This window comes from Reichenbachiella sp., from assembly GCF_039944555.1.
In the GTDB taxonomy this organism is placed as follows: Bacteria; Bacteroidota; Bacteroidia; order Cytophagales; family Cyclobacteriaceae; genus Reichenbachiella.
This window is the reverse complement of record NZ_JBDUYN010000014.1, coordinates 134841-156305: the sequence shown is the minus strand read 5'-3', so window position 1 is coordinate 156305 and position 21465 is coordinate 134841. Positions and strand designations below refer to the sequence as shown.

The 21465-nt window shown below is 41.9% G+C and carries 18 protein-coding genes; 9 read left to right on the top strand and 9 right to left on the bottom strand.

All coding sequences use genetic code 11. From position 1 onward, the window contains the following. Nucleotides 1–11 precede the first annotated feature (11 nt). Nucleotides 12–1166, bottom strand: coding sequence for an AraC family transcriptional regulator (locus tag ABJD64_RS21605; RefSeq protein ID WP_348176559.1), 1155 nt, complete (start codon nucleotides 1164–1166; stop codon nucleotides 12–14). 138 nt (nucleotides 1167–1304) lie between these two features. Here ABJD64_RS21605 and ABJD64_RS21600 point away from each other — a divergent pair, with 138 nt between their 5' ends. Continuing rightward, complete coding sequence (locus ABJD64_RS21600; protein ID WP_348176556.1) at nucleotides 1305–2378, top strand: adenylate/guanylate cyclase domain-containing protein; 1074 nt, start codon at nucleotides 1305–1307, stop codon at nucleotides 2376–2378. 79 nt (nucleotides 2379–2457) lie between these two features. Here ABJD64_RS21600 and ABJD64_RS21595 read toward each other — a convergent pair whose 3' ends face one another. After that, nucleotides 2458–4809, bottom strand: a complete 2352-nt coding sequence (locus ABJD64_RS21595; protein WP_348176554.1) for a carboxypeptidase-like regulatory domain-containing protein — start codon at nucleotides 4807–4809, stop codon at nucleotides 2458–2460. Nucleotides 4810–5107: 298 nt separating this feature from the next. Between ABJD64_RS21595 and ABJD64_RS21590 the strand changes: the two genes are divergently transcribed. Continuing rightward, nucleotides 5108–6010 (top strand): hypothetical protein, encoded by a 903-nt coding sequence (locus ABJD64_RS21590; RefSeq protein ID WP_348176551.1) that lies wholly within the window; start codon nucleotides 5108–5110, stop codon nucleotides 6008–6010. Beyond that, nucleotides 6007–6894 (top strand): hypothetical protein, encoded by an 888-nt coding sequence (locus ABJD64_RS21585; protein ID WP_348176549.1) that lies wholly within the window; start codon nucleotides 6007–6009, stop codon nucleotides 6892–6894. Before ABJD64_RS21590 ends, ABJD64_RS21585 begins: the two co-directional genes overlap by 4 nt. Here ABJD64_RS21585 and ABJD64_RS21580 read toward each other — a convergent pair. Beyond that, entirely contained in the window at nucleotides 6891–7625 is a 735-nt protein-coding gene (locus ABJD64_RS21580; RefSeq protein WP_348176546.1) for an alpha/beta hydrolase-fold protein, read from the bottom strand. The genes ABJD64_RS21585 and ABJD64_RS21580 overlap by 4 nt on opposite strands. A 131-nt stretch (nucleotides 7626–7756) precedes the next feature. Here ABJD64_RS21580 and ABJD64_RS21575 point away from each other — a divergent pair, with 131 nt between their 5' ends. Next, a complete protein-coding gene (locus ABJD64_RS21575; protein WP_348176543.1) occupies nucleotides 7757–8323 on the top strand; it encodes a sigma-70 family RNA polymerase sigma factor in 567 nt (188 codons plus the stop codon). Then, nucleotides 8320–9114, top strand: coding sequence for an anti-sigma factor (locus ABJD64_RS21570; RefSeq protein WP_348176541.1), 795 nt, complete (start codon nucleotides 8320–8322; stop codon nucleotides 9112–9114). Before ABJD64_RS21575 ends, ABJD64_RS21570 begins: the two co-directional genes overlap by 4 nt. On the opposite strand, the gene ABJD64_RS21565 is transcribed toward ABJD64_RS21570, so the two are convergent. From ABJD64_RS21565 to ABJD64_RS21540, 6 genes are all read right to left on the bottom strand, one after another. After that, nucleotides 9104–9460 (bottom strand): MmcQ/YjbR family DNA-binding protein, encoded by a 357-nt coding sequence (locus ABJD64_RS21565; RefSeq protein ID WP_348195333.1) that lies wholly within the window; start codon nucleotides 9458–9460, stop codon nucleotides 9104–9106. The two genes, ABJD64_RS21570 and ABJD64_RS21565, sit on opposite strands and share 11 nt — an antisense overlap. After that, on the bottom strand, nucleotides 9457–9834 hold the full coding sequence (locus ABJD64_RS21560) for a DoxX family membrane protein (protein WP_348176535.1): 378 nt from the start codon (nucleotides 9832–9834) through the stop codon (nucleotides 9457–9459). The genes ABJD64_RS21565 and ABJD64_RS21560 overlap by 4 nt, the downstream gene beginning before the upstream one ends. A gap of 107 nt (nucleotides 9835–9941) precedes the next feature. Continuing rightward, nucleotides 9942–10748: a CPBP family intramembrane glutamic endopeptidase gene (locus ABJD64_RS21555; RefSeq protein WP_348176532.1), complete on the bottom strand. Its 807-nt coding sequence runs from the start codon at nucleotides 10746–10748 to the stop codon at nucleotides 9942–9944. A 144-nt stretch (nucleotides 10749–10892) separates the two neighbouring features. Then, nucleotides 10893–11648 carry an SDR family oxidoreductase gene (locus ABJD64_RS21550; RefSeq protein WP_348176529.1) on the bottom strand — a complete coding sequence of 252 codons (756 nt, stop codon included), beginning with the start codon at nucleotides 11646–11648 and terminating at the stop codon, nucleotides 10893–10895. An 82-nt stretch (nucleotides 11649–11730) separates the two neighbouring features. After that, nucleotides 11731–12630, bottom strand: coding sequence for an AraC family transcriptional regulator (locus ABJD64_RS21545; protein ID WP_348176526.1), 900 nt, complete (start codon nucleotides 12628–12630; stop codon nucleotides 11731–11733). Nucleotides 12631–12694: 64 nt separating this feature from the next. Next, complete coding sequence (locus ABJD64_RS21540) at nucleotides 12695–14905, bottom strand: TonB-dependent receptor plug domain-containing protein (protein WP_348176523.1); 2211 nt, start codon at nucleotides 14903–14905, stop codon at nucleotides 12695–12697. A 283-nt stretch (nucleotides 14906–15188) separates the two neighbouring features. Here ABJD64_RS21540 and ABJD64_RS21535 point away from each other — a divergent pair, with 283 nt between their 5' ends. The 4 genes from ABJD64_RS21535 to ABJD64_RS21520 all read left to right on the top strand — a co-directional run bounded on the left by ABJD64_RS21535 (nucleotide 15189) and on the right by ABJD64_RS21520 (nucleotide 21441). Then, nucleotides 15189–16562 (top strand): pitrilysin family protein, encoded by a 1374-nt coding sequence (locus tag ABJD64_RS21535; protein ID WP_348176520.1) that lies wholly within the window; start codon nucleotides 15189–15191, stop codon nucleotides 16560–16562. Between the two features lie 4 nt (nucleotides 16563–16566). Beyond that, nucleotides 16567–17904, top strand: a complete 1338-nt coding sequence (locus tag ABJD64_RS21530; RefSeq protein WP_348176518.1) for an insulinase family protein — start codon at nucleotides 16567–16569, stop codon at nucleotides 17902–17904. A 108-nt stretch (nucleotides 17905–18012) separates the two neighbouring features. After that, nucleotides 18013–18513, top strand: coding sequence for a thiol peroxidase (gene tpx, locus ABJD64_RS21525; protein WP_348176515.1), 501 nt, complete (start codon nucleotides 18013–18015; stop codon nucleotides 18511–18513). A gap of 66 nt (nucleotides 18514–18579) precedes the next feature. Beyond that, on the top strand, nucleotides 18580–21441 hold the full coding sequence (locus ABJD64_RS21520; RefSeq protein WP_348176513.1) for a sigma factor-like helix-turn-helix DNA-binding protein: 2862 nt from the start codon (nucleotides 18580–18582) through the stop codon (nucleotides 21439–21441). The last annotated feature ends 24 nt before the right edge of the window (nucleotides 21442–21465 follow it).

The following is a 21465-nucleotide window of genomic DNA, read 5'->3' as shown; positions in this document are numbered from 1 at the left end:
TATTGATTAAGTTAGGCTGCCCTTTCTCTTAGATATTCTGACGGGGTGAATCCTGTCATCTTTTTGAAAATGCTGTTGAAACTGGACTTCGAGTTGAAACCACTGTCGTAGGCGACAGCCAAAAGGGTAAATTGCTCATGCTTGGATTCGGACATCAACCTTTTCACTTCCTCCACTCTGTATTCATTTACAAAATCAAAGAAGCTCTTCCCGAGCTGTTCGTTGATGACTTGGGACAGGTGGTTGACAGAGATATTGAGATATTCGGCGACCTCCTTCAGGCTAAGTTTGCCATTGAGGTAGGGACGATCATTTTCCATATAATCCAGCAATTTTTTTGCATATACTTCGGCCTCTTCTTTCTTGAGTCCGGAATGCTTGTATCTATCGGCTGGGGTCGGTTTCTCGGCTTTGACCTCTGTTTCGGCAACTTTCGAAGCTCCGGCAACGGCTGGAGTCGGCACATAGATCGCCTGCTGCTTGATGCCAAAATATCCTAAAAAGAAAACAGCTACTGTTAGGGATAAATAAATCAAGTGATTTCCCCATTCCTCACTAAGGGATAGTACATCTAGAAAACTCGTCATCAATACAACAAACCACACAAACCCTAAGCCTATGAGAATATGCTTGATCCAGCTCAAATCAATTTCCTCGGTGTAAGAGAAATTATTAGCAATGTTTTTTATATGCTTACGAAGCTTAATCAAGGACCAAACCACATAAATAGGTCCCAGGTAAAAGTTAAGGATTTCCGAAATGCTGACAGCCAACGAGCCCTCGGAAGCTAAAACCTTGTAGTAGGCCAGCTTTTCCTCCGATCCCAGAATGTAAAAGTCGAAAGTGAAATAAATAGTGAACAATAAAAAGGGTACGCCATGCAGTAAATAAATAGGTTTAAACCTGCCGTTCTTACTGATCATAACAAGTATGTAAACAAACATAAACGGCCCCTGAAGCATAGGAAAGCACTGACCCACTCCTAACAAATGTGGGTATCTAAAACTAAACCCCATAGACATGAAGTAATGATCTAGTAAGTGCAGCCCCATAAACGCCAGCCAGGCTCCAAGCACATAATCTCCATCCGACTTGCTGGATTTCTTGAAAACCAGAAAGGAAAGAAAAAAGGCCTGTGAGGCTCCAAGTATAAAAATTACTTCCATGAGCATCTAAAGTAGTTATTTAGAACCAGAAAGTAAAAAGAGTGATCTTATCCCGCTAGATCAACATATGCTGTTTTTACTATTGGCAGAAAACTTAAATATTCTTCGTAATTTCCAGTACACCTGAAGTTCGACGCTATGATTAATCACAACTCTTCTATTATTAAAATTCTGTGGATCACGGCTGGTTGGATCGTGGTATCCATTCTTAATTTCTTCTTGGGCTATAGCTCGTTATTGGAATACAACTGTGATCTTGAAGGCAAAAGTGTGCTATTACCATTTATGGGTAGTATTTATACAGGAATAATGGCAGGTTTGACCGGAGGTAGTATTATGGTTCTGGTTTGGGAAAAATGGCTGCGGTCAAAGCCATATGGTCAAGCTTTGTTATATATACTGGCTACTTATTCTATTGTTTTTGTTTTTGTCTCCATTCAAGCCGGTTTATTTCATCATGTCAATATATTGGATTTACCCATTACTAGTCCAAAAGTATGGACAGCCACCTTCGATTTGTTGCTGGACCCCATCTCTATTGCTCCCTATTTCTTTTGGCTTCTCATTGTTTGTCTTACCTTGATTTTTTTGCAGGTCAATGACAAATTTGGCCCGGGAATATTCAAGGAATTTTTACTGGGCAAGTATTTTCAACCCAAAAGAGAAGAACGCATTTTTATGTTTCTGGACTTGCGTTCTTCCACATCTATTGCCGAAAAATTGGGTGAAGAGAAATATTTCAACTTTCTAAAACAAGTCTATAGTTGGGTCACACCCGCAATCCTAAATCATGCAGGTGAAATATATCAGTATGTAGGAGATGAAATTGTAATCAGCTGGAAGCCAAAATATGGTTTTTTGCGTGCGAACTGTTTGGAATGTTTTTTCGATATTCAAAAGTCGCTGAAAGCCAAAAAGGATTATTTTATTGAAAAATATGGTGTAAATCCGGAATTCAAAGCAGGCTTGCATTATGGTCACGTAATGGCCGGGGAAATTGGTGTGGTAAAGAGAGACATAGCCTTCTCCGGCGATGTCCTCAATACAACTTCTAGAATTCAGGAGCAATGTAATCCTCTTGGGGTAGACCTTCTGGTTTCTAAGTTGCTCTCGGATAAACTTGGCTCGATCGATCAAAAATATCATCTTAAGGAAATTGGAGCCATGCACTTAAAAGGTAAAGCAGAAGAAGTCACACTCTTTACGGTATGAATCATCTGCCTTGAGGTTGACTGAAAATCACCATCCCAGCCACTTTTAGCAAGCAACCGGAATGGATCAAATCAAAGGTCTAAAATTCTATCTTGTAGCTTAGATTCGGTATAGATATAGCGCTGGTGGTTTCGATCATCGCGTTTTGCTTGTAGTTGTATTCGTAACCCTCATAGTCGGCTGATCCCAACATATTCTTCATCTCCAGTGCGATGACAGTCGAATACTTTGGTCTGTTCTTTCTGTATGATACAGTCAAGTCTACATTATAGATGAACGGTTCACTGGTAGAGTAGGCGTTGTTTTCATCCAAAATCTCTTCCTGTGCCAAGATTGAAGCTGGTTCATTGAGTGGGCTGCGTTTTTTGCCTCCCATCAATGTCAACCCAAGATTGACGCTCAACCATTTGTTTCCTGATGCTCCCAGCTGCCATTCTTTTCCGCCCAAAACATTGAATGCTACATTTCGATTGAATCGAGTATCTCTCCAGACACCATCACCGCCGGCATACTTTGATTCAAATATTGAACCTGTTACGAGGTAGTAAAAATCGTTGGAGAAGAACTTTTCGAAAGTGATGTCTACCCCATAGTTTCTTCCTTTTCCGTCATTGACCAGAGCCTGATCAAAAAACCAATCTTGCTCAAAGTTCAGCATGGAAAAGGAGCTGTCTGCAATCACAGGCACATCATATAGATATTGGAAATAAGGTTCGATTTTCAATCTCAGATTTTCGTTGATGGCCCAATCATAACTTAATACGATATGATGCGCTCTTCCCATTTTCAAATCCTTATTTGGGGTATTGCCATTGTTATCCTGCACGAAATAGATTTTGGCACTTTCCATCTGACTATGGTTGCCATAGCCCAGGCTTATGGACTTGTAGATCCCCATGTTATATCGCAGACTGGCTCTAGGTTCCAAGGTCACTTGTTCATTGAGCGCCAGATACTGACTGTGTACACCAGCTATAAATTCAAAGGACTCGCTTACGCGAACTTTAGTTTGGGTAAATGCTTGCCATCTCTGAGTACTACCTTCATCCTGTACAATCGTTCTCAGTGATTGACCCAGGTCTTCAGCTTCTCGAATATTCACATCATAAAAATGCTGATTGAAGACCAAACCTGTTCTGTTGGTCACCTTACTCGAAAATTTATGATTCAAAGTAGAGGAAGCCGAATACGTTCCTGTCATCGTTTTCACTCTAGATTTTTCTAACAAAATTGACTGATCGTTTAGCTGATCAAAATCCCAGTAGGCATCATTGGCGGAAGCCACAATACTCGTCTTGAGCATAGATTTCTTAGAAAGACTCACTTTATGGCTCAAACCCGTAGCGCCTACATTAAAGCCATATTCCTGATCAGTAAAATCTTCTTCGGTTTCCCATTCATCAGGATCAGTGATCAAATCCTTCTTGGTCTTTCCAAAATCATTACCACCTACTCCCCAAAATGAGAACTCTCCTGCCTTAGTTGGAAAGTTAAGTTTGAAAGATAAATCCTGATACTTGGTTGTATTCTGATCATCGGGCAACAACGGATCTATCAACCCAAGCGTGGAGTATCGATAGTTAAACAAATACGAAGCGTTCTTGTTTTTTGACAAGGGTCCCTCGGAAGCAAAGTCAATTCCCAAGAGACCAGCCTTAAATGCGTGCTCATAATCCTGGTTGTTGCCTTTTCTTAGATTCATGTCAAATACGCCAGATAATGCATTTCCGTATTCTGAAGGAAAAGCAGCAGTCATAAAATCAGAATTGCCCAATACCTGGCTACTTAAAATGGTCACCAAACCCCCACCTGCTGTGGATGATCCCGCAAAGTGACTTGGGTTTGGTATTTCAATACCCTCCACTCTCCATTGTACCCCTTTGGGTGCATTGCCTCTTACTACTATCGCATTTGATCCTAAGGAAGAATTGGTAGCTCCAGCAAACGAGGTGGCCATTCTAGATGGATCGTCTAAACCAGCAGCATACCGTTGTGTTTCTTCCACCGTAAATGCTCGTGCACTTACGGCAGCCATTTCATTGAGAGGGATGTCTTTGGCTCTTTCACCTACAACTACGACTTCTTCGAGTTTGACCAGGGATTCTTTGAGTTTAACATTAAAATAGTTTGATTTCCCAGTGTGAACGACCACATTAGGAATAGTGACAGGCTCATAGCCGATAAAGGAAATGAAAACAGTATGTCTACCTACCGGTACTTTGTCGATAACAAAATCACCGTCTATATTGGTAATACTCCCTAGGGATGGTTCCGTATTCAATATTAATACAGTGGCGCCTGGCAAGGTAATTTCAGACGTTTCGTCTATCACCTTACCTCTGATGGTTTGTGTCAGTTCTTGCGACAATTCTTGCGACCATAGTTCTAAACTAAGTCCGAGCATGAACAACATTGGAATTAACGTTTTCATAGTTCTTTGATTTGAGTTTTTGATTCAATTTAAATTTTGAAGCAAAGCAAGCACTCAAACCAAAGCACATCGACTCACCCTATAGGAATGGACACCTCCCTATACATTCGGACGTACAAACCATTAATAATCAACTCCTTGTATTCAACTTGTACATAAATGAAAATAAAGGTCGACTGGTCAGTAATTGTCCCTGGTCGTTATTGTTGACTGCTTTTAGTCCATCCAAAAGAAACTTTTTTTTATATTACAGTAGCCCCTGTGTTCCAACAAATAAGAAGAAAATCTTTCTAGCTACATGAACACTCCATCCTATTCACAAAAATTCGAGACTTCCATTCTGCGTGTGGCAAGCATCATTGGAGTGGTCAGAATGCTCATCGCCGTCGCCCGGGATCTGACCGTCGACTACCACCCCGTGGATTTCGTGATGGACTTATCACTCCTGGCTATAATCAGTATTCCACTGATTCTTACTTTCACAAGAGTGGCTTTAAAATATTATCTTATCCCGTTCTGCTTTCTCGTCACACTCGCGCTGCCAGTGAGTTGGATCAGTTCGGGCGGACTGGACTCCAATAACGAATATCAAATGATAGGAGCTATCTTTCTTTTCACCATGATTCTAAGTGGTCACTGGCTCATTTTCTTTACGAGTCTGATGATAGTTATGGAGGTGATACTCATCTATATCTGGAACAATCATCATGCACTGATAGCCGGTTTGACCAAAGAACCTTCCATGCAAAGAGTTCATTTTATATTGATGGCTATTGCTTGCACCGTGGCCTTTTTATATCTGAAAGAGAAACTCTCTGCGAAGAGAAAACAGCTGAACGAACAAAGTGAGCTTTTGTCAACCAAACTGAACATACTCGCAGAACGGACTGCTCATATTACCGCACAGAAAAAGGAAATTGAAGAGATCAATCGACAATTGGAGCAAAAGGTTGAAATCAGAAGCGAAGAACTCAAAAGACAAAACAAATCACTGAGTCAGTTCATTGATCTGGGTCTGAGAGATATCCATGCACCACTCCACTCAATTCTTGATGATATTACGGAGATTACGCACCTGGAACAAGATTATGAGCTGGTACGGCTGCTAGCCGATTCGGGAGTCGAACTGGAGCAATCGGTAAAAAAAATAGCCAGCAACCTGGAGGATGATGTAATCAAGCTAAATAGAAATCAGCCATGAATGTAGCGAGGAAGAAAGGGGAAGTGGAAAATATTATCTTCAGGTGGCTGTTGATAGTCAGTATCCCTTTTTGGTTGCATAGAATCCTTAGGGATTTTATGATCGATAGCTCGTCAAACAACATGGTCAGTGATTTTTTCTTCCTTTTGGCTTCCTGCCTTATTCTATTTCTAACGAGGTACAAGTCAATCAACACTCAGCTTAAACTGACTTATTGCGTCGGGTGGCTGGTTGGCTTTGTCTACTATTGGCATTTGCTTGGCGGACTGACAGGTCCGATGACTTACATTTTCTTTTCTGCCATGACCGTATTCCTTGGCTTTATCCCCGGAAGGTTCAAAGAGGCATTTGCCATTATCTTATGTAGTATAGCCATCGCTTTAGCTTTGGATCACAAATCTGAAGTCCTGTTCAGCGTGATACCTTTATCGGAAGATATCAAGGAGCTCCTGCCCATAGACTATGTAGTGAACTCAGCCATCATTGCCCTCGCAGCGATATTACTGAAAAATGCCTTCGATCGGGAAAGAGGCCATTTGGAAAATCAAAACCTGGAAATGGAAAAGATCAACGATCAACTCAATCAACAAAACACACAACTGGCCCAAAAGAGTCGGGACATAGAAGCCATAAAAAACAACCTGGAAGCACTCATTCACGAACGCACGATTGAATTGGAATCCAAACATAAGTTACTCGAGCAGTACGCTTACGACAACTCCCATTTGGTAAGAAAGCCGCTCACTAACCTGCAGGGATTGCTCAACGTATTCGAGATCGAACGCGAATTGCACAGTATTTCAAATGACAAGATTGACAATCTGCGTAAAAAATTAGGGAGTCTGGATGAAATCACAAAAAAAATAAACCTGACTATTAATTAGGTACCATAGAAATAGACGAGGATATCGTCTAGCATGGGTTTCCAGTTTCGCCAGTTGTGCCCTTCGGGTACTTCTACATATTCGAATTGGTATCCCTTTCTGTCAAGAATGGCCTTTAGCCTTCTGGTAGCACCTGCTTTGTCATTTACCGTACCGGTGCTAAGAAATATGTCAACGGGTAGCTGATCAGCTTTGGAAAAGTCATCGTAAATATCCGGGCAAGGGTGCGGCGCGGGCGACTGTATACCTACTTTGCCAAAAACGTCGCTGGCGTGCAACGCAAAATACATGGAGTTTAATCCTCCAAACGAAAGTCCGAGTATCCCCCGTGTTGCTCTCGATTTGTCCGTTGGAAATTTCTTATCGATCTCAGGGATCAATTCGTTGCGATAAAACTTAACGTATTTGGGATTGCACAAAAACTGCTGATTTCTTCGATTCTGTGAAGGGTTATCCGGGTTAAACGCATCTACGAAGACCAAAATATGTGGTGCCACCTTGTTCTTTTTGATTAGTGACTCTGAGGTTTTGATCATTTCTCCCTCATCCTTATACCATTTACCATCAGTCAGGTACAAAACCGGAAGAGCCTGAGCGGTACCATCAGGTACATGTACCCAATAGCGTACCTGATACCCCAGAATTTTACTTTTGATAATGAACTCCTCTACGCCATTTGCCTGGCAAGAAAAGGTGGAAACAACAAAAAGAAAACCAATCAACAGACGCATAAATGATACCTTTAGTTTTGAACAGAAACGATCAGTCAGCGAACAGGTTCTAATCACTTCACCGACGACCCTTTGCTATCAATATAATACCGGTAGCTACAGATAAGCTTACAAAAATTGTTATCTTTTCGATGACAAACCAAACACTGAACCACACCATTTTGCAAATCCTGGAAACGGAATTGGTCAGTCTTTTGATCAACAAAGACGAAAAGGGCTTTGAGTATTTGTACACCAATTACTCTGCGGCTCTCTATGGTGTAATCTCGCGGATGGTAGTAGATCAGGATATCGCTGACGAGCTGCTGCAGGATGCCTTTCTGAAAATTTACCATAAGATAGACTCATTCGATGCAGACAAAGGGAAGCTTTTTACCTGGATGCTGAATCTGACCAGAAATCTGGCCATCGACAAGCTTCGTTCAAAGGAAATGAGCCAGCGCAGAAAATCCGACAATGTGGGAGATTCCGTATATAAACTGGATCGTAAGAGCACACCTTCTCAGGAAGATGGGATCGGCGTTCGGGAGCTGCTTGACCAACTGGATGCAAGTCAGAAACAGGTGATGGAATTGGTATACTTTGGAGGTTTCACACAAGCTGAAGCCGCTGAAGAATTGAAACTCCCGCTGGGTACCGTGAAAACCAGAGTTCGTTCGGCTTTGATCAACTTGAGAAAAACTTTAGACATCAGATGAATATCGAAGCATACATATCATCCGGTATTTTAGAGCAATATGCCATGGGCGAGCTCTCTGGGTCTGAAAAGGCTGAGGTAGAACAATTGTGCAATAGTCATGCAGAAATAAATGCTGAATTGGCGCTCATCACGTATACCATGGACACCTTGGCAATGAAAACAGCCGTTCAACCCGACGAGGCACTTAAAGAACAAATCAAGGCCAAACTGAACCTAAATAAGCCTGAAACTACAGAAAAACGGATGCCGCTTGAACAACCCTCCAGGCCCTTTAGTTATGCTGTTGCCGCATCCATTTCCGTAGCCCTACTCGCCTCTGGCCTTGCTTTTTACTTCTACAGTCAGTGGCAAACCGCAGAGAACCAACTTGAAAAATTAGTTGCTCAAAATCAGGAAGTGGCGGACGACTATCAATTCGTAAACCAACGATTAAAAAATCTCGAAACGGACGTTGAAATTTTGGGTAACCCGAATTATGCGCGCGTCGCGATGAATGGCACCGAAAATTCCCCGGAATCTTTGGCCACTGTCTATTGGAATGCCAGCACGCAAGCCGTGTATTTGAAAATTCAGAACCTGCAAAAACTTAGCGAAGAAGAACAGTATCAGCTTTGGGCGATTGTCGATGGTGTCCCGGTAGATATGGGTGTATTTGATCATGGCTCCAATCTGCTCAAAATGAAATCAACGGCCTCCGCAGCAGCCTTTGCAGTGACCATAGAACCACGCGGCGGCAGTCAAAACCCAAGCCTTGAAACCATGCAGGTAGTTGGTACTACTAAGGTCTAATCAATTGAGCCAATTTTGGTGGAGCTACCTCGCAATACGCGGTAGTCACAGCATCTGTAAACAAATCCGGATGGATCTGGCCCATTTCTAAAATAGTCCAACCCTGTTTCCCCCATTTGTTCGGGACAGGATAAATACTAATGTCGGCCGAAAAGATGTCCTGATCTGCTTCGGACAACTTGATAGTGGCTATATTTTTATTTCCGTCATGGGTAACAAAAATCTTTTTCTTCACTCTGAATGAGGTTTTCTCAAAATGAGGTTCTTCGGTGGTTTCGGGGAAAGAAAACGCCAGTGCTCTAAGATGGTCAATAGTCGTCATGGATAAATTGATTTTCTTTATCATTTGCTTTGCAAGAGCATATTATAATGTCCCTTGTGTTTGTAGGCCAGAAAAACAGTTGCTGCAAAAACAAACGTGGCTATTGGCAGACCTTCAGGAGCTAGAAATGCATGCACACCCAGGATATTTACCGCTATTGGGAAAATAACCACAGTGGCCAGGGGAATGAAGCGTCCCACAATGAATGCAATTCCACAGATCAACTCTATGGCCTTGACTGTCGGCATGATATAGCCTGAGGCATCAAGACCATCATTGAATGTTTTCATATCACCTGTTAATTGTGGCTGAGGTGCGAGTTCGAAAAAGTATGAGGCGGATGCAAAAACGAAAAGAAGTCCAAGAAGTACTCGAACGATAATTGTTATGATCTTCATTTTTTCAGGTTTTGTTTTATGTAAATTATCAATTCAAATCTTTTTCTCAAATAACGATATCAAGATTAGTGTTTACTTACAACACAAACTAGGCAATGCAATCTGTATTAATCTTTATACATACTTAAAACAGCCTTCCGGTCAATTTTTGGCAATTGTTTTAGCGCGTACAGAAAAAAAGGTAGAACGATAATGACAGAGAAAATAGCATCATGCATTCTATACGTTTCCACTATAGCCGGTTCGAAGGTCCCGGGCAAATCATCCCAATTCGAAGAGAAATTGATGAGACCATGCAGTAACCCCAGGGGCAACAGGCTGCCCGTTCTCAACAATATAACGCCAAAAGCTACTCCAAACATCGTCGCATAAATCACCTGTGAAAGAACCAGGGGAAAATAGGAATCTGCATTGAGCAGGTTGAGGAAGTGAAGTACACCAAACAGCAGTGACGATAAAACTATCGGACCAACCAGTGATTGATCAGAGGATGTGCCTCGAATTAGATTAGGCAAAACAAATCCGCGGAAGATGACTTCTTCTGACAAACCAACAGTAATCATTGCACCGAGCAGAATCAGCACATTGATCAATTGCACATGATCAAATTCATAGTCAAACAATGCGTACTGCAACGGGCCTATCAAGACAAAGTATAGCGGAATAATGAGCAGTTTTTTATGCCTTGGAGCAAAATTAAAAACACCTGATACCTTGGTATAACCAAAACGTTGAATCAGAAAGTAACCATAGCAAACAATCGCCAGGTTCTTTATGGCATCTCCCAGGTATTTTTCTTTGAAGTCATCTAATTCAAAAAATATCAGTGCTTTATCAAAAGGAAGTAAGAGCAGCAGCAAAAAACCAAAAACAACGGAAATGCTTGTTGCGATGTTGGTATTGGATAAGTTCATGGACTAATAACGACAATAATTATTATTGGGTTAATTGGATCATACTTTTAGATTTCCTGCATAGGGTCATTTTTGAATGTCCATTTAATTTACCGTTTTCATTCTGAATACAAGATGAAAACGGTAAAAAGAAAATGATGTGTTTTAATTCCTTCCGGCCATTACACCACCATCGATATCCCAAATGGCACCGGTCACCCATGAGCTATCGTCAGTCAGTAGAAATTTGATAGTTTTTGCTATGTCTTCCGGCCTCCCCACTCGGCCAATCGGGTGAAAGTCATTAAACCCTTGAAGTGTCTCTTCGATTTTATCCTCTTCTATGAAAGATCCGTAGATGGGAGTCACGACCACGGCAGGAGAAACCGCATTGACCCGGATATTTTTTTCAGCTAATTCCATGGCCAGGTGCTGTGTCAAAGCATGCAGTCCTGCCTTTGCCATGGAGTAGGCAGAAGATGGAGTGGCCTTAATGGCCTGTTTTGCCCACATGGAACCGATGTTCACAATTGAGCCTCCCCCATTACCTGCCATTTCTTTTGCGGCTGCCTGGGTAATAAAAAAGAACGCTTTATTGAAATGATGGTATACATCATAGTCCTCTTCTGTATGCTCCAGAAATGATTTTGGGCTGAAATAACCCGCTGCATTCACCAGGTACTTTAATCCCGAGGCCTCCTGTTTTATGTTCTCAGCGAATGCCTCAACCTCATCTGTTTTAAAAAGATCCAGTGCAATCGTTTTTACGCTACCCAAAGCTGAAAGCTCCGCTTTTGCACTTTCAAGATTCTTATCCGCCCGGCCGACTATAATGACTTCGATGTCCTCTTTTAGCAGCAACTCAGCCGTTGCTCTTCCCATGCCTGTGGTACCACCAATGATTAATGCTTGATTTTTCATATCCATATCTTTGTTTTTTATGGTACAAAACTCAGGATTTGAATACTTCGAAAATGGCAGATTTGGGTAAGAGAATGGTAAATCAGAGAATGCTACGCTGAAATTCCTTGGGCGTAATCCCGGTTTCCTTTTTAAAGTACTTCGTAAAATAGGTGGATTGATCAAAACCCAATGCGTAACCAACCTCCTTGATAGAAACCTTTTGATTAGACAACATGCGCTTGGCTTCCAGTATTTTTAATTGCTTCACAATATTTGCCGGTGTGTCCAAAAGAATTTTCTTGCAAACTCTGATGAGTTTTTTACTGCCGATATTTAGTTCATTGGCATATTGGTCTATGCTGTGAAATTTGTCCAATTGTGCAATGACCAGTTTTTTATAAGCAACAGCGAGTGAATAATCGGGACTTAGTTCAAAATCTGCTACTTGCTTTTTTCGGTGTCGCTCCAGGTTTAGCAACAGCGTTTGGAAATGATAAAACACGAGGTCGTTATAAAAGAAGTCCTTCGATTCCAGTTCTGACAAAATAAACGTAGTAATAGCCTCCAACTTTGTTGATTCCTCTTCTGGCAGCAAAACCTGATTACCGCCTATCTCATTAAAAAGAGAAACAGAAAACCGCTCCAAAAAATCTGGTGCATATTTCATAATGAATATTTCATTGAAATGAAATAAGTAGCCTTCATTGACGGAATCAGAACAGAAATGATGCACCTGATTCTTGTTGATCAAAAACACCGTATTTGCCGGATGATTTATGACTTCGTAATCAATATAATGTCTGCCCGACTGTTTGAACCAAATGACCTGAAAAAAGCTATGTCTGTGCGGTTTGGTCGCCTTAGCCCTGTTTTTATCAAAATACGGCCAGGCATGATTCAATTCAAAATGTAATTTTGAATGATCGTATTTGTGAAGATCGTATTTTTTTATGCTTTCCAAGTCGATGTTTGTGGTAGCTCTTCTGTAAAGAAAGGCCATAGAAAGTCTTTAACCAACCCATTCGTTGTTGCTATTGAATGATAAGAGCATTTCGGAAAGCATCCTAAAAATTAACCTTGAAAAATGCGCGGAGCGAAAATGGTGTGCCGGGTGTGAAGTGAATCTCCTCCACTGAAGCTGGTTCGTCTTGCAGACGGGATTCAGTTGCAAACTGGGTTTCGTTCCAATCCGTATTGAACAGGTTTTCAACGTTCACTCCGAAATTGTAGTTTTTGAATTTATAACCCATATTCAAATCCACAACCGTATAACCATCGGCTACAATCGAATGGTCTTCATTAGCAGGTCGATCGGCCATGTAGCGGTATCTCAATCCACCATAAAAGCCTGTCGCCCGAGATATTCCAATACCACCGGAAGCAGTCAATCCAGGAGCCAATGGTACATAGTTTTGTCCTTCAAGAGCGTCAATTTGTCTGGCATGTGTGTAGTTCACGTCCTGGTTGAGAAACAACCACGGCGTAACCTGATACCTATAACTCAAGTCTACTCCTACCCGATGGGTTTGACCGCCTCGCTCTACAATACCGGCATCTCCTACATAAACAAGCTCTTGCTGTAATTTCAAAGACCAGAAGGCTACATTGAGAAAGGATTGTTGTGTGGGTTTTAGAATAAACCCGAGATCATAGCCAAATGCCCGAGGAAGAATGACATCCGTATCGCTGTGAGCAATTGCTCTGGCATCATTGGAATGAAATCCAAAACCGCTTTTTAAATACAGTTGAAGTCTTTCAGAGTGATTGTAGAGCAAATTAAATTTCGGGCTGGCTATTCCTTCTGATGCATGTAACTGTGTCTGTGCTAACGCATCGTCATAATTGAATCTAAATTGATCATATCTCACAGAAGGACTGAGCAACCATCTACCCAGCTCGATATCCCACTGCACATAGGCAGAAAGATTGGTTTCATGAACATCTCCTAGCTGGATTTGCTCCAAAGTAGTCACACGGTTGGCTGTGTGGGAGAGTTCGTTGTCATTCACCGCATCATTTCGGATGCTACCTCCTACTTTCAGCAGACTCTCATGAGAACCGAGATCAAAGGAATGGTTCCACTCACTTCGAGCCATTAAGATTTGGCGATTTTCTTTTTGGCGAATTTGGTCACCGTTTTCCGGATCGTCCAGGAAAAAAGTGAAATTAGAATAGAGTTCAAAATCATACACGCCGTAGTAGAGTTCATTGCTGATAAATGTCCGGTCGTCAATGGTTTTGACATAATCAAGTTTCATGTTGCTTCTGCTGGTATGGCCGCCTTCCGTATCATCAATAGCCCCAAATCTGCCGATGAGACCACTGTCAATGGCCCGTTGAGGAATCTGACCAGAAGCTGTCCACCTGCTAGTGAAATGTGAAAATTGTATTGATACATGATCATTGCCTAGCCTTTTGTTGTATTTACCCATCAGATTGATCCGACTGAAGTTTTGAGAGCTTTCAAAGGGCCCATCTGAGAGGTTATAGGCTGTTGTCAAATAGGCGGATTGGTCTTCTTCATTGAGCAAATTAAAAAGCCCTACGGTTCGCAACGTATTGAATTGCCCGCCTTCTACCTGAATTGAGCTCGATTTAAGACTGGATTTGGTTCTGATATCAGCATAGCCCGCAGTGGTAAAGTTGCCCTTACTTGCCGTGTACGGCCCTTTACCAAAATCTATATCCTGTATCAGCTCGGGAATCAGAAAATGTAAGTCCGAATACCCCTGTCCATGCGCATGAGACACCATATTAACCGGCATGCCATCCACAGACATATTGAAGTCCGTTCCATGATCGATGTCAAAGCCACGCAAAAATATCTGCTCAGCCTTGCCTCCGCCGGCATGTTGCCCAATCATCAGGCCGGGTACAGTCCTAAGCACCTGCTGCGAAGAGGTAACCGGTGTGGTATTCAAGTCTATTTTGGTCAGTGTCTGTATGGCGTCGTGTCCCGGGGTTACGGTCAATTCACTGAGTTCCACAATATGTTCGACCAAACGGATTTTAACTGGTTGTTTGAGGTTGGTTACCAGCAGTTGCTGCGTTTTGAATCCAACATAACTTACGGAAAGCGTATCTTCTGTGGTAACCTGAAGTTCAAACCTACCCACAAGGTCTGTATGCGCATGGGTACCTTTAGTGAGGTTCATAACATAAGCTCCGGGGAGTGACTGAAACCGTTCATCTGTAACGACACCAGATAGCTTTTGCCCCAGACTCAACATGGGCAAACTGACTAGGACAAGTAGAAAAATTGATCTTATTTTCATCACCATTTATTATTTCAAGTAGCAATTGGCTTTCGAAATAATAAACGGGCTGAGTACCAGTTTACCCTACCCTATAAATTGAAAAAATGGTTTCACCTTTCGGAGCACCTCCGCAATTGCAAAAACTAACCAGAGATACAACTTTTCTTACCTCTCATCAGTCTTTTAAGAGATATACTCCTGTTGAGGCATTTTTAAAACAAAAATCCTCCTCCTGTGTATTTATTATTCTTATTTTTCCAGATACGTATTAGATTAACCCATTATTAAAATTCAAGAACTCATGAAACCTATCAAACTCCTTACTTTAGGATTGGTTTTCGCTGTAGCACCACTGACAGCCCAGCAAAAACTTCCTGACAATTTTTTCTTAGAAAAGCTCGATAACGGACTGGAAGTCCTCACCATCGAAGACAATACCGTACCACTCGCTACAGTCGAAATTACTGTTCGCAATGGTGGATATACCGAATCGCCAGAATACGATGGTCTGTCGCACCTTTACGAACACATGTTCTTCAAAGCCAACAAGGATTTGCCCTCGCAAGAAGCCTTTCTTGAGCGTACCAAAGAGCTGGGTATCGTCTGGAACGGTACCACTTCCGGTGAGCGAGTCAACTACTTTTTGACTTTGAGCAACCTGAAGCTACAAGAAGGTATGGAATTTATGAACTCAGCGATCCGCTATCCCCTGTTCGACGAGCAGGAGATGAAAAACGAAAACCCAGTGGTGGACGGAGAATTCCAGCGAGCAGAATCCAATCCGGTCTTCTTCCTTTTTCAGGACAGCGACCGGCGCATGTGGGGTGACCTCTACAGCAGAAAAAATGTGATTGGTGACCATGACGTCATTCTTACTGCCACTACAGAAAAAATGAAAATAGTACAGGGCAAATATTACCATCCGAACAATTCTATCCTGGTAGTTGCAGGAGATGTAGATCACAACGATGTGCTGGCCAAGGCCAAAGCAGTTTTTGGAGATTGGAAACCCTCCGACTTTGATCCTTTTGAGAAATACCCAATTCCGGAATTTGAGCCTTTGAAAGCCTCTGACTATTTCATTACCGAAAATGAAAATGCCAAAACACCGATTGCCCTAATTCGATATCATGGGCCGGATACCAGAAATGACATTCCTGCGACTTATGCGGCGGATGTATTCAGCTTTATCCTGTCGCAGCGTTCTTCCAAGCTACAGCAAAACCTGATCGAAACCGGACTGGCCATGAATGTAAACGTAGGCTACGGAACGAACAAATATGTAGGTCCTATTCACATTTTCATGGTCCCCAATCCTGAGAAAATACCTGAAGCATTTGAAGCACTCGAAGCGGAAGTGGCTCAATGGGATTCGGACGATTACTTCACAGATGAGCAATTGGAAACTGCAAAAAATATGCTGGCCATTCAGGATGCGTATAGCAAGGAAAAGACTTCACAGTTTATTCATACTGTGACCTACTGGTGGTCTTCTGCCAGCATAGATTACTACACAAACTACGTAGAGAACCTAAATAAAGTAACCAGGGATGACATTAAGAATTACGTACAGAAGTACATCAAAAACAAGCCTAATGTAACCGGATTGCTGGTATCTCCCGCTATGAAGGAGGCCATGGAGCTCAACTCACTACAAGCCTACCTAAAAAAATAAGACCATGAAGAAATTATTTAAAATCAATATTGCAATATTGGCCTGCTTGGCTTGGGTGAATCCCACCTTTGGTCAGACACAAGAATTTGATGTAAAAGGCCTTAAAGTCATTTATAAAAATGTTCCTAAAGAGATCATAAGTGCCAGGCTGTTCATACAGGGTGGTACAGCCAATTATTCAATGGAACAAAGTGGCATCGAAGATTTTGCCCTACAACTAGCGGTGTCCGGTGGCACCAAGAATATGAGCAAACTCGAATTCAGTACCGCAGCTGAGCAAATGAGTACGACGGTAGCTGCCGGCACCAACTATGACTACGGTCAAATCAACATGCGATGTGTAAAGCAAAATTGGGATGCTTCCTGGAATCTATTCGTGGATGCGATCATGAACCCTGCATTTGAAGAGCAGCAATACGGTCTACTCAAAGATCAACTCATTGCAACGGCCAAACAAAATGATGCTGATCCCGATCAAAGCTTAGTTCAAGCGGCTATGGCTAATGTTTTCGAGGGTAAAAACTACGAAAAAAACCCTAACGGTACGGTGGAGTCATTGAGTTCGCTGAGTTTGGAGGATCTGAAGTCTTATTACAACAGTACTGTAGGTAAAGAGAGAAGCTTCCTGGTAGTAGTAGGCGATATCGACGTAGATGACCTCAAAAAGAAGGTGGCTGCATCACTAGCCAAATTACCGAAAGGCACTATGCCTTCTGAAGAAGAGCGCAATATGCTCGGTGAAGTAACTAACAAAATCAACGATCGGGACATTGCCACTAACTATATAGCTGGTGTGTTGAGCGCACCTACTTTAGCGTCTGAGGATGGCACCGCTATGATGATTGCGATGAGCATTTTAAGTGAGCGGTATTTTTTAGAACTAAGATCCAAAAGAAGTCTGTCTTATGCACCATACTCCTACTACGATAACGGCAAGGTCACCAATCCTTACAACTGGATTTATATCTCAACCACAGACCCCAAACAATCCATTCAGGTTATGGTTGATGAAATCAGCAAGTTGAAAAAAGATGGTTTTGAAGAAAAAGAACTGGTCAACAAGAAGCAAAAGTACCTGACCCAATTCTACATGGGACAAGAAACACTTTCTTCGCAATCTCAAAGCCTGGGCAGCAATGAGCTCAAAGGAGGCTGGAAAATGTCTGAAAATTTCACCGAAAGAGTGAATGCCGTAACGCTGGAAGACATCAATCGTGTCATAGACAAATATACGGATGTCATCAGCTGGACCTACCTGGGCAAGGCAGATATGGTCAGTGAGGAAGATTTCCTTCAGCCAAATAAGGTCCCGGACGATGTCAAGCTCAACTCAAAAAACTAATTCAAAAATTTCTCAAGGCTGTCCAAAAAAGACAGCCTTTTTTATTTCCTAATACTATTTCTCAACGCCTGGCTTCTTATATTTACTATATAAACTAAATATCTAACTATGGCTTCCATCACACTAAAAGGTAACACAATCAATACCATTGGACAACTACCGGCCAATGGCACACAAGCTCATGACTTTGACCTGGTAAAAAACGATCTCTCTCATGTTTCTCTTGCAGATTACAGCGGTTCAAGGTTGGTGTTAAATATTTTTCCAAGTATAGATACAGGTATCTGTGCTGCTTCGGTAAGAACTTTTAACGAAAAGGCTGCAGGCCTATCCAACACTAAAATCCTTTGCATCTCACGTGATTTACCTTTTGCCCAAGCCAGATTTTGTGGAGCCGAAGGAATCGACAGCGTAGAAACCGTATCTGATTTCGCAACAGGTAAATTTGGTCAGGACTATGGGTTGACAATAATTGATGGTCCAATGGCTCAATTGCATTCACGAGCCGTAATCGTGCTGGATGAAAATCATCAAGTCATCTATTCTGAACAAGTACCAGAAATCGTGCAGGAACCTGACTTTGAAAAGGCACTGGCCGCACTGGCATAATAAGCCAAAATCACCTAAATTTCAGGGTAATTTCCTCTGGCCCAAACGGAAATTGAATACGCGTTTATGAGAAAATGCCCTGTTAAAGTATACCTTCTGATACTTGCCGTTTGGGTTATACACCTGGTGCCATCTATTGCTCAGCAGTTTCCCCATGGACTGCCAGAGATCAAAAACTTCACTTCCAAGGATTATCAATGGCACCCTAAAAATTTTCAAATTATACAGGGGGCCAATGGTCTCATCTATGTGGGTAACAGCTACGGTATTTTGGAGTATGATGGTAAGATGTGGCGCCAAATATCTCTCCCGAATGGGTTGGACGGTCACAGCCTGAATGTAGCTAAAGATGGCCAGGTCCTGGTTGGAACCAACGGGGAGTTCGGCATCCTGTCTCATGAATCTATAGGAACAACCTATTATCAATCACTAAGTTCGGAATTGGACCTGAGCGCCCAATCTCTTGGCGAAATTAGCGGTATTTGGTCAATACAGGATGGCCTTATACTTGCCTCAGACCACTCGATATATCTATTTCAGTCCGGAGAACTTAATCCCATAGTAGAAGACAACGGTGAAATTTGCTGCGTAGAAGTCATTAAAAACAAGGTTTACTATCAGTTAGAGTACGATATAGTAGTTTTTGATTTACAAAAATTTCAAACTGAAAAACGTCATCCTTTGAAAATTAAAATGGCGAATATCATTTCGTCAGCAGACCAATTGTTGACTATTTCGCCGAAAGGCATCATCTATGATCCGATCAAAGGTGAAATGGTCAAGTCACTACCCTTACCTGCAGATTTCACCGTTCACAAAGCGCATGCGCTCAAATCAGGAATGATGGTTTTAGCCAGCCATAATAAAGGATTAGTGATTCTGGACGCAGACCTTAATCTCCTTCACCACATAGACAGTCACCACGGGCTGCTATCAGATAATATATTCGATGTCTCTGAGGATAAAGAAGGCAATCTCTGGATTGCCCTGGACAATGGTATTAGCCATTTAACGCTAAATACTCCTTTTACTCATTACGGGTTGGTGAGTGGGGTCAGAGGCATGGGATATTCCTCGGCCATCTTTAATGACAAGCTCTTTATGGGAACGAGCCAGGGTGTATTTACACACAATGATCAGGGTGAGTTTGAACTCGTTCCGGGCTCCGAGGGTCAGATCAATGAACTCCATATCATAGGTTCGCAATTGTTTGTGGCTCACGAATCAGGTTTATTTCAAATGGAAGGGGAACATATGAAACGGATTTCTGTGAAAGAGAAGGTATGGGGTGTCCGCCGTGTTCCTAACCGCGAAAATTTACTCCTGGTTGGAACAGAACAAGGAATCTACCTTATCGACCATGCAGGGGGTCGTCTTAAGTTTTCAAAAAAGTTAGGCGAGTTTGCAGAATCCAGCAGAGTCATGGCCTTTGATACAGACGATCAACTTTGGGTCTGTCATGGTAATAAAGGTCTCTTCAGACTTGATATTGATTTTGACAGACGAAAAATCAAAAGCACTGAATTTTATGCTCAAGATGAGGGAAATTTGCCAGTATACATCTCCTTTGTAAGCCCTTCAAAAAATGGACTTCTATTTTCTTCAGAAAACGGTGTTTACCAATTTGATCCTTCATCCAAAACCTTTCATCCTCATGAGCAAATCAATGCATTTCTTGATGAAAATCACTATGTAGATAAGATTGTCGAAGGTACCTTCAAAAGTCTGTGGATTTTGCAGGAAGATAAAATCACCAAACTGGACCCTCTGGACAATGGTAGTTATACATTGCTGCCTGAAAACATTATCACAGAACTCAATGGCAACCTGGTAGGGAGCTATGAGCATTTGCATGTATACGACAGCAACAATGTGGTCATCGGTACCCAAGAGGGTTTTGCACACTTCAACGTGAATGCCAACATTAATTATAGACTCAATAGCAGGAACAATCTGAGTAAAACCATAATTAGAGAAGTGAGATTCGAAAGCCCGGATTCTTCATTTTTAGCCAAAACAGAAATGGATGCACCGATGCAACTGGATCATAGTTTCAACAGTATCACCTTTACCTATGCGCCAGGCTACTATCAGTCGCGAGATCAAATTAAGTTTAGCTTTTACTTAGAAGCCCTCGATAAAAAAGCAGAATTTATCTGGTCGGAATGGCATGCCTCCAATCAGAACAGTTTTAAAAATCTGGCACCAGGACGTTATAGGTTCCATGTCCGCTCGAGAGGAGATCTATTCAAAAACTCAGAGCCGGTTTCCTATCCATTTATCATTCAAAGTCCATGGTATGCAACGCGATTGAGTGGAATCATTTACACCTTCTGTTTAATTCTGATTGGTATTGCTATTTACAAAGTCCGAGTGGCCAAGATCAAAGAAGAAAAGAAGCAAGCCTTGCTGCAAAAAGACGAAGAACTGATACAGCAAAAACTTATTGCTGATAGCGAAAAGGTAAAACTCATCAATGAACGGCTCAAAGAGAAAGTGCTACTCAAAAACAAAGAACTTGGCAGCGTAGCTCTTGAGATTACCAAGAAGAATGAATTTTTGGGTCAGCTCAAAAAGAATCTGGCCCAACTATCCTCCTCCGCAAGTGGTGATGCCATGCAGAAACTCCGGCGTGCGATTCGCAGCATTGATCAAAACATGCGATCGGATAACAACTGGGAAAGATTCGAGCTTTACTTCGATGAAAGTCATCAGTACTTCATTAAAAAACTTAAAGAAAAACAGCCCGGTTTAACAAAATCATCCATCAACCTCTGTGCTTTTCTGAAATTAGACTTATCCACCAAGGAAATTGCATCTCTAATGAATATCTCTGTAAGTGGTGTTGAAAAGCGGCGACATCGTCTGCGCAAAAAACTCAATTTGGCGACAGATACCAATCTCAAAGAGTATCTCGAAGCTATTTAGCATCTCATTCGAAAATATTAAGCT

Bases quoted from the DNA above. Each gene is read 5' to 3' on its own strand.
- ABJD64_RS21600 (WP_348176556.1), top strand. From the start codon at position 1,305: ATGATTAATCACAACTCTTCTATTATTAAAATTCTGTGGATCACGGCT.
- ABJD64_RS21560 (WP_348176535.1), bottom strand. From the start codon at position 9,834: ATGAAGATCATAACAATTATCGTTCGAGTACTTCTTGGACTTCTTTTC.
- ABJD64_RS21575 (WP_348176543.1), top strand. From the start codon at position 7,757: ATGACAAACCAAACACTGAACCACACCATTTTGCAAATCCTGGAAACG.
- ABJD64_RS21555 (WP_348176532.1), bottom strand. From the start codon at position 10,748: ATGAACTTATCCAATACCAACATCGCAACAAGCATTTCCGTTGTTTTT.
- ABJD64_RS21520 (WP_348176513.1), top strand. From the start codon at position 18,580: ATGAGAAAATGCCCTGTTAAAGTATACCTTCTGATACTTGCCGTTTGG.
- ABJD64_RS21585 (WP_348176549.1), top strand. From the start codon at position 6,007: ATGAATGTAGCGAGGAAGAAAGGGGAAGTGGAAAATATTATCTTCAGG.
- ABJD64_RS21530 (WP_348176518.1), top strand. From the start codon at position 16,567: ATGAAGAAATTATTTAAAATCAATATTGCAATATTGGCCTGCTTGGCT.
- ABJD64_RS21590 (WP_348176551.1), top strand. From the start codon at position 5,108: ATGAACACTCCATCCTATTCACAAAAATTCGAGACTTCCATTCTGCGT.
- ABJD64_RS21605 (WP_348176559.1), bottom strand. From the start codon at position 1,166: ATGGAAGTAATTTTTATACTTGGAGCCTCACAGGCCTTTTTTCTTTCC.
- ABJD64_RS21550 (WP_348176529.1), bottom strand. From the start codon at position 11,648: ATGAAAAATCAAGCATTAATCATTGGTGGTACCACAGGCATGGGAAGA.
- ABJD64_RS21535 (WP_348176520.1), top strand. From the start codon at position 15,189: ATGAAACCTATCAAACTCCTTACTTTAGGATTGGTTTTCGCTGTAGCA.
- ABJD64_RS21545 (WP_348176526.1), bottom strand. From the start codon at position 12,630: ATGGCCTTTCTTTACAGAAGAGCTACCACAAACATCGACTTGGAAAGC.
- ABJD64_RS21565 (WP_348195333.1), bottom strand. From the start codon at position 9,460: ATGATAAAGAAAATCAATTTATCCATGACGACTATTGACCATCTTAGA.
- ABJD64_RS21540 (WP_348176523.1), bottom strand. From the start codon at position 14,905: ATGAAAATAAGATCAATTTTTCTACTTGTCCTAGTCAGTTTGCCCATG.
- tpx (WP_348176515.1), top strand. From the start codon at position 18,013: ATGGCTTCCATCACACTAAAAGGTAACACAATCAATACCATTGGACAA.
- ABJD64_RS21570 (WP_348176541.1), top strand. From the start codon at position 8,320: ATGAATATCGAAGCATACATATCATCCGGTATTTTAGAGCAATATGCC.
- ABJD64_RS21580 (WP_348176546.1), bottom strand. From the start codon at position 7,625: ATGCGTCTGTTGATTGGTTTTCTTTTTGTTGTTTCCACCTTTTCTTGC.
- ABJD64_RS21595 (WP_348176554.1), bottom strand. From the start codon at position 4,809: ATGAAAACGTTAATTCCAATGTTGTTCATGCTCGGACTTAGTTTAGAA.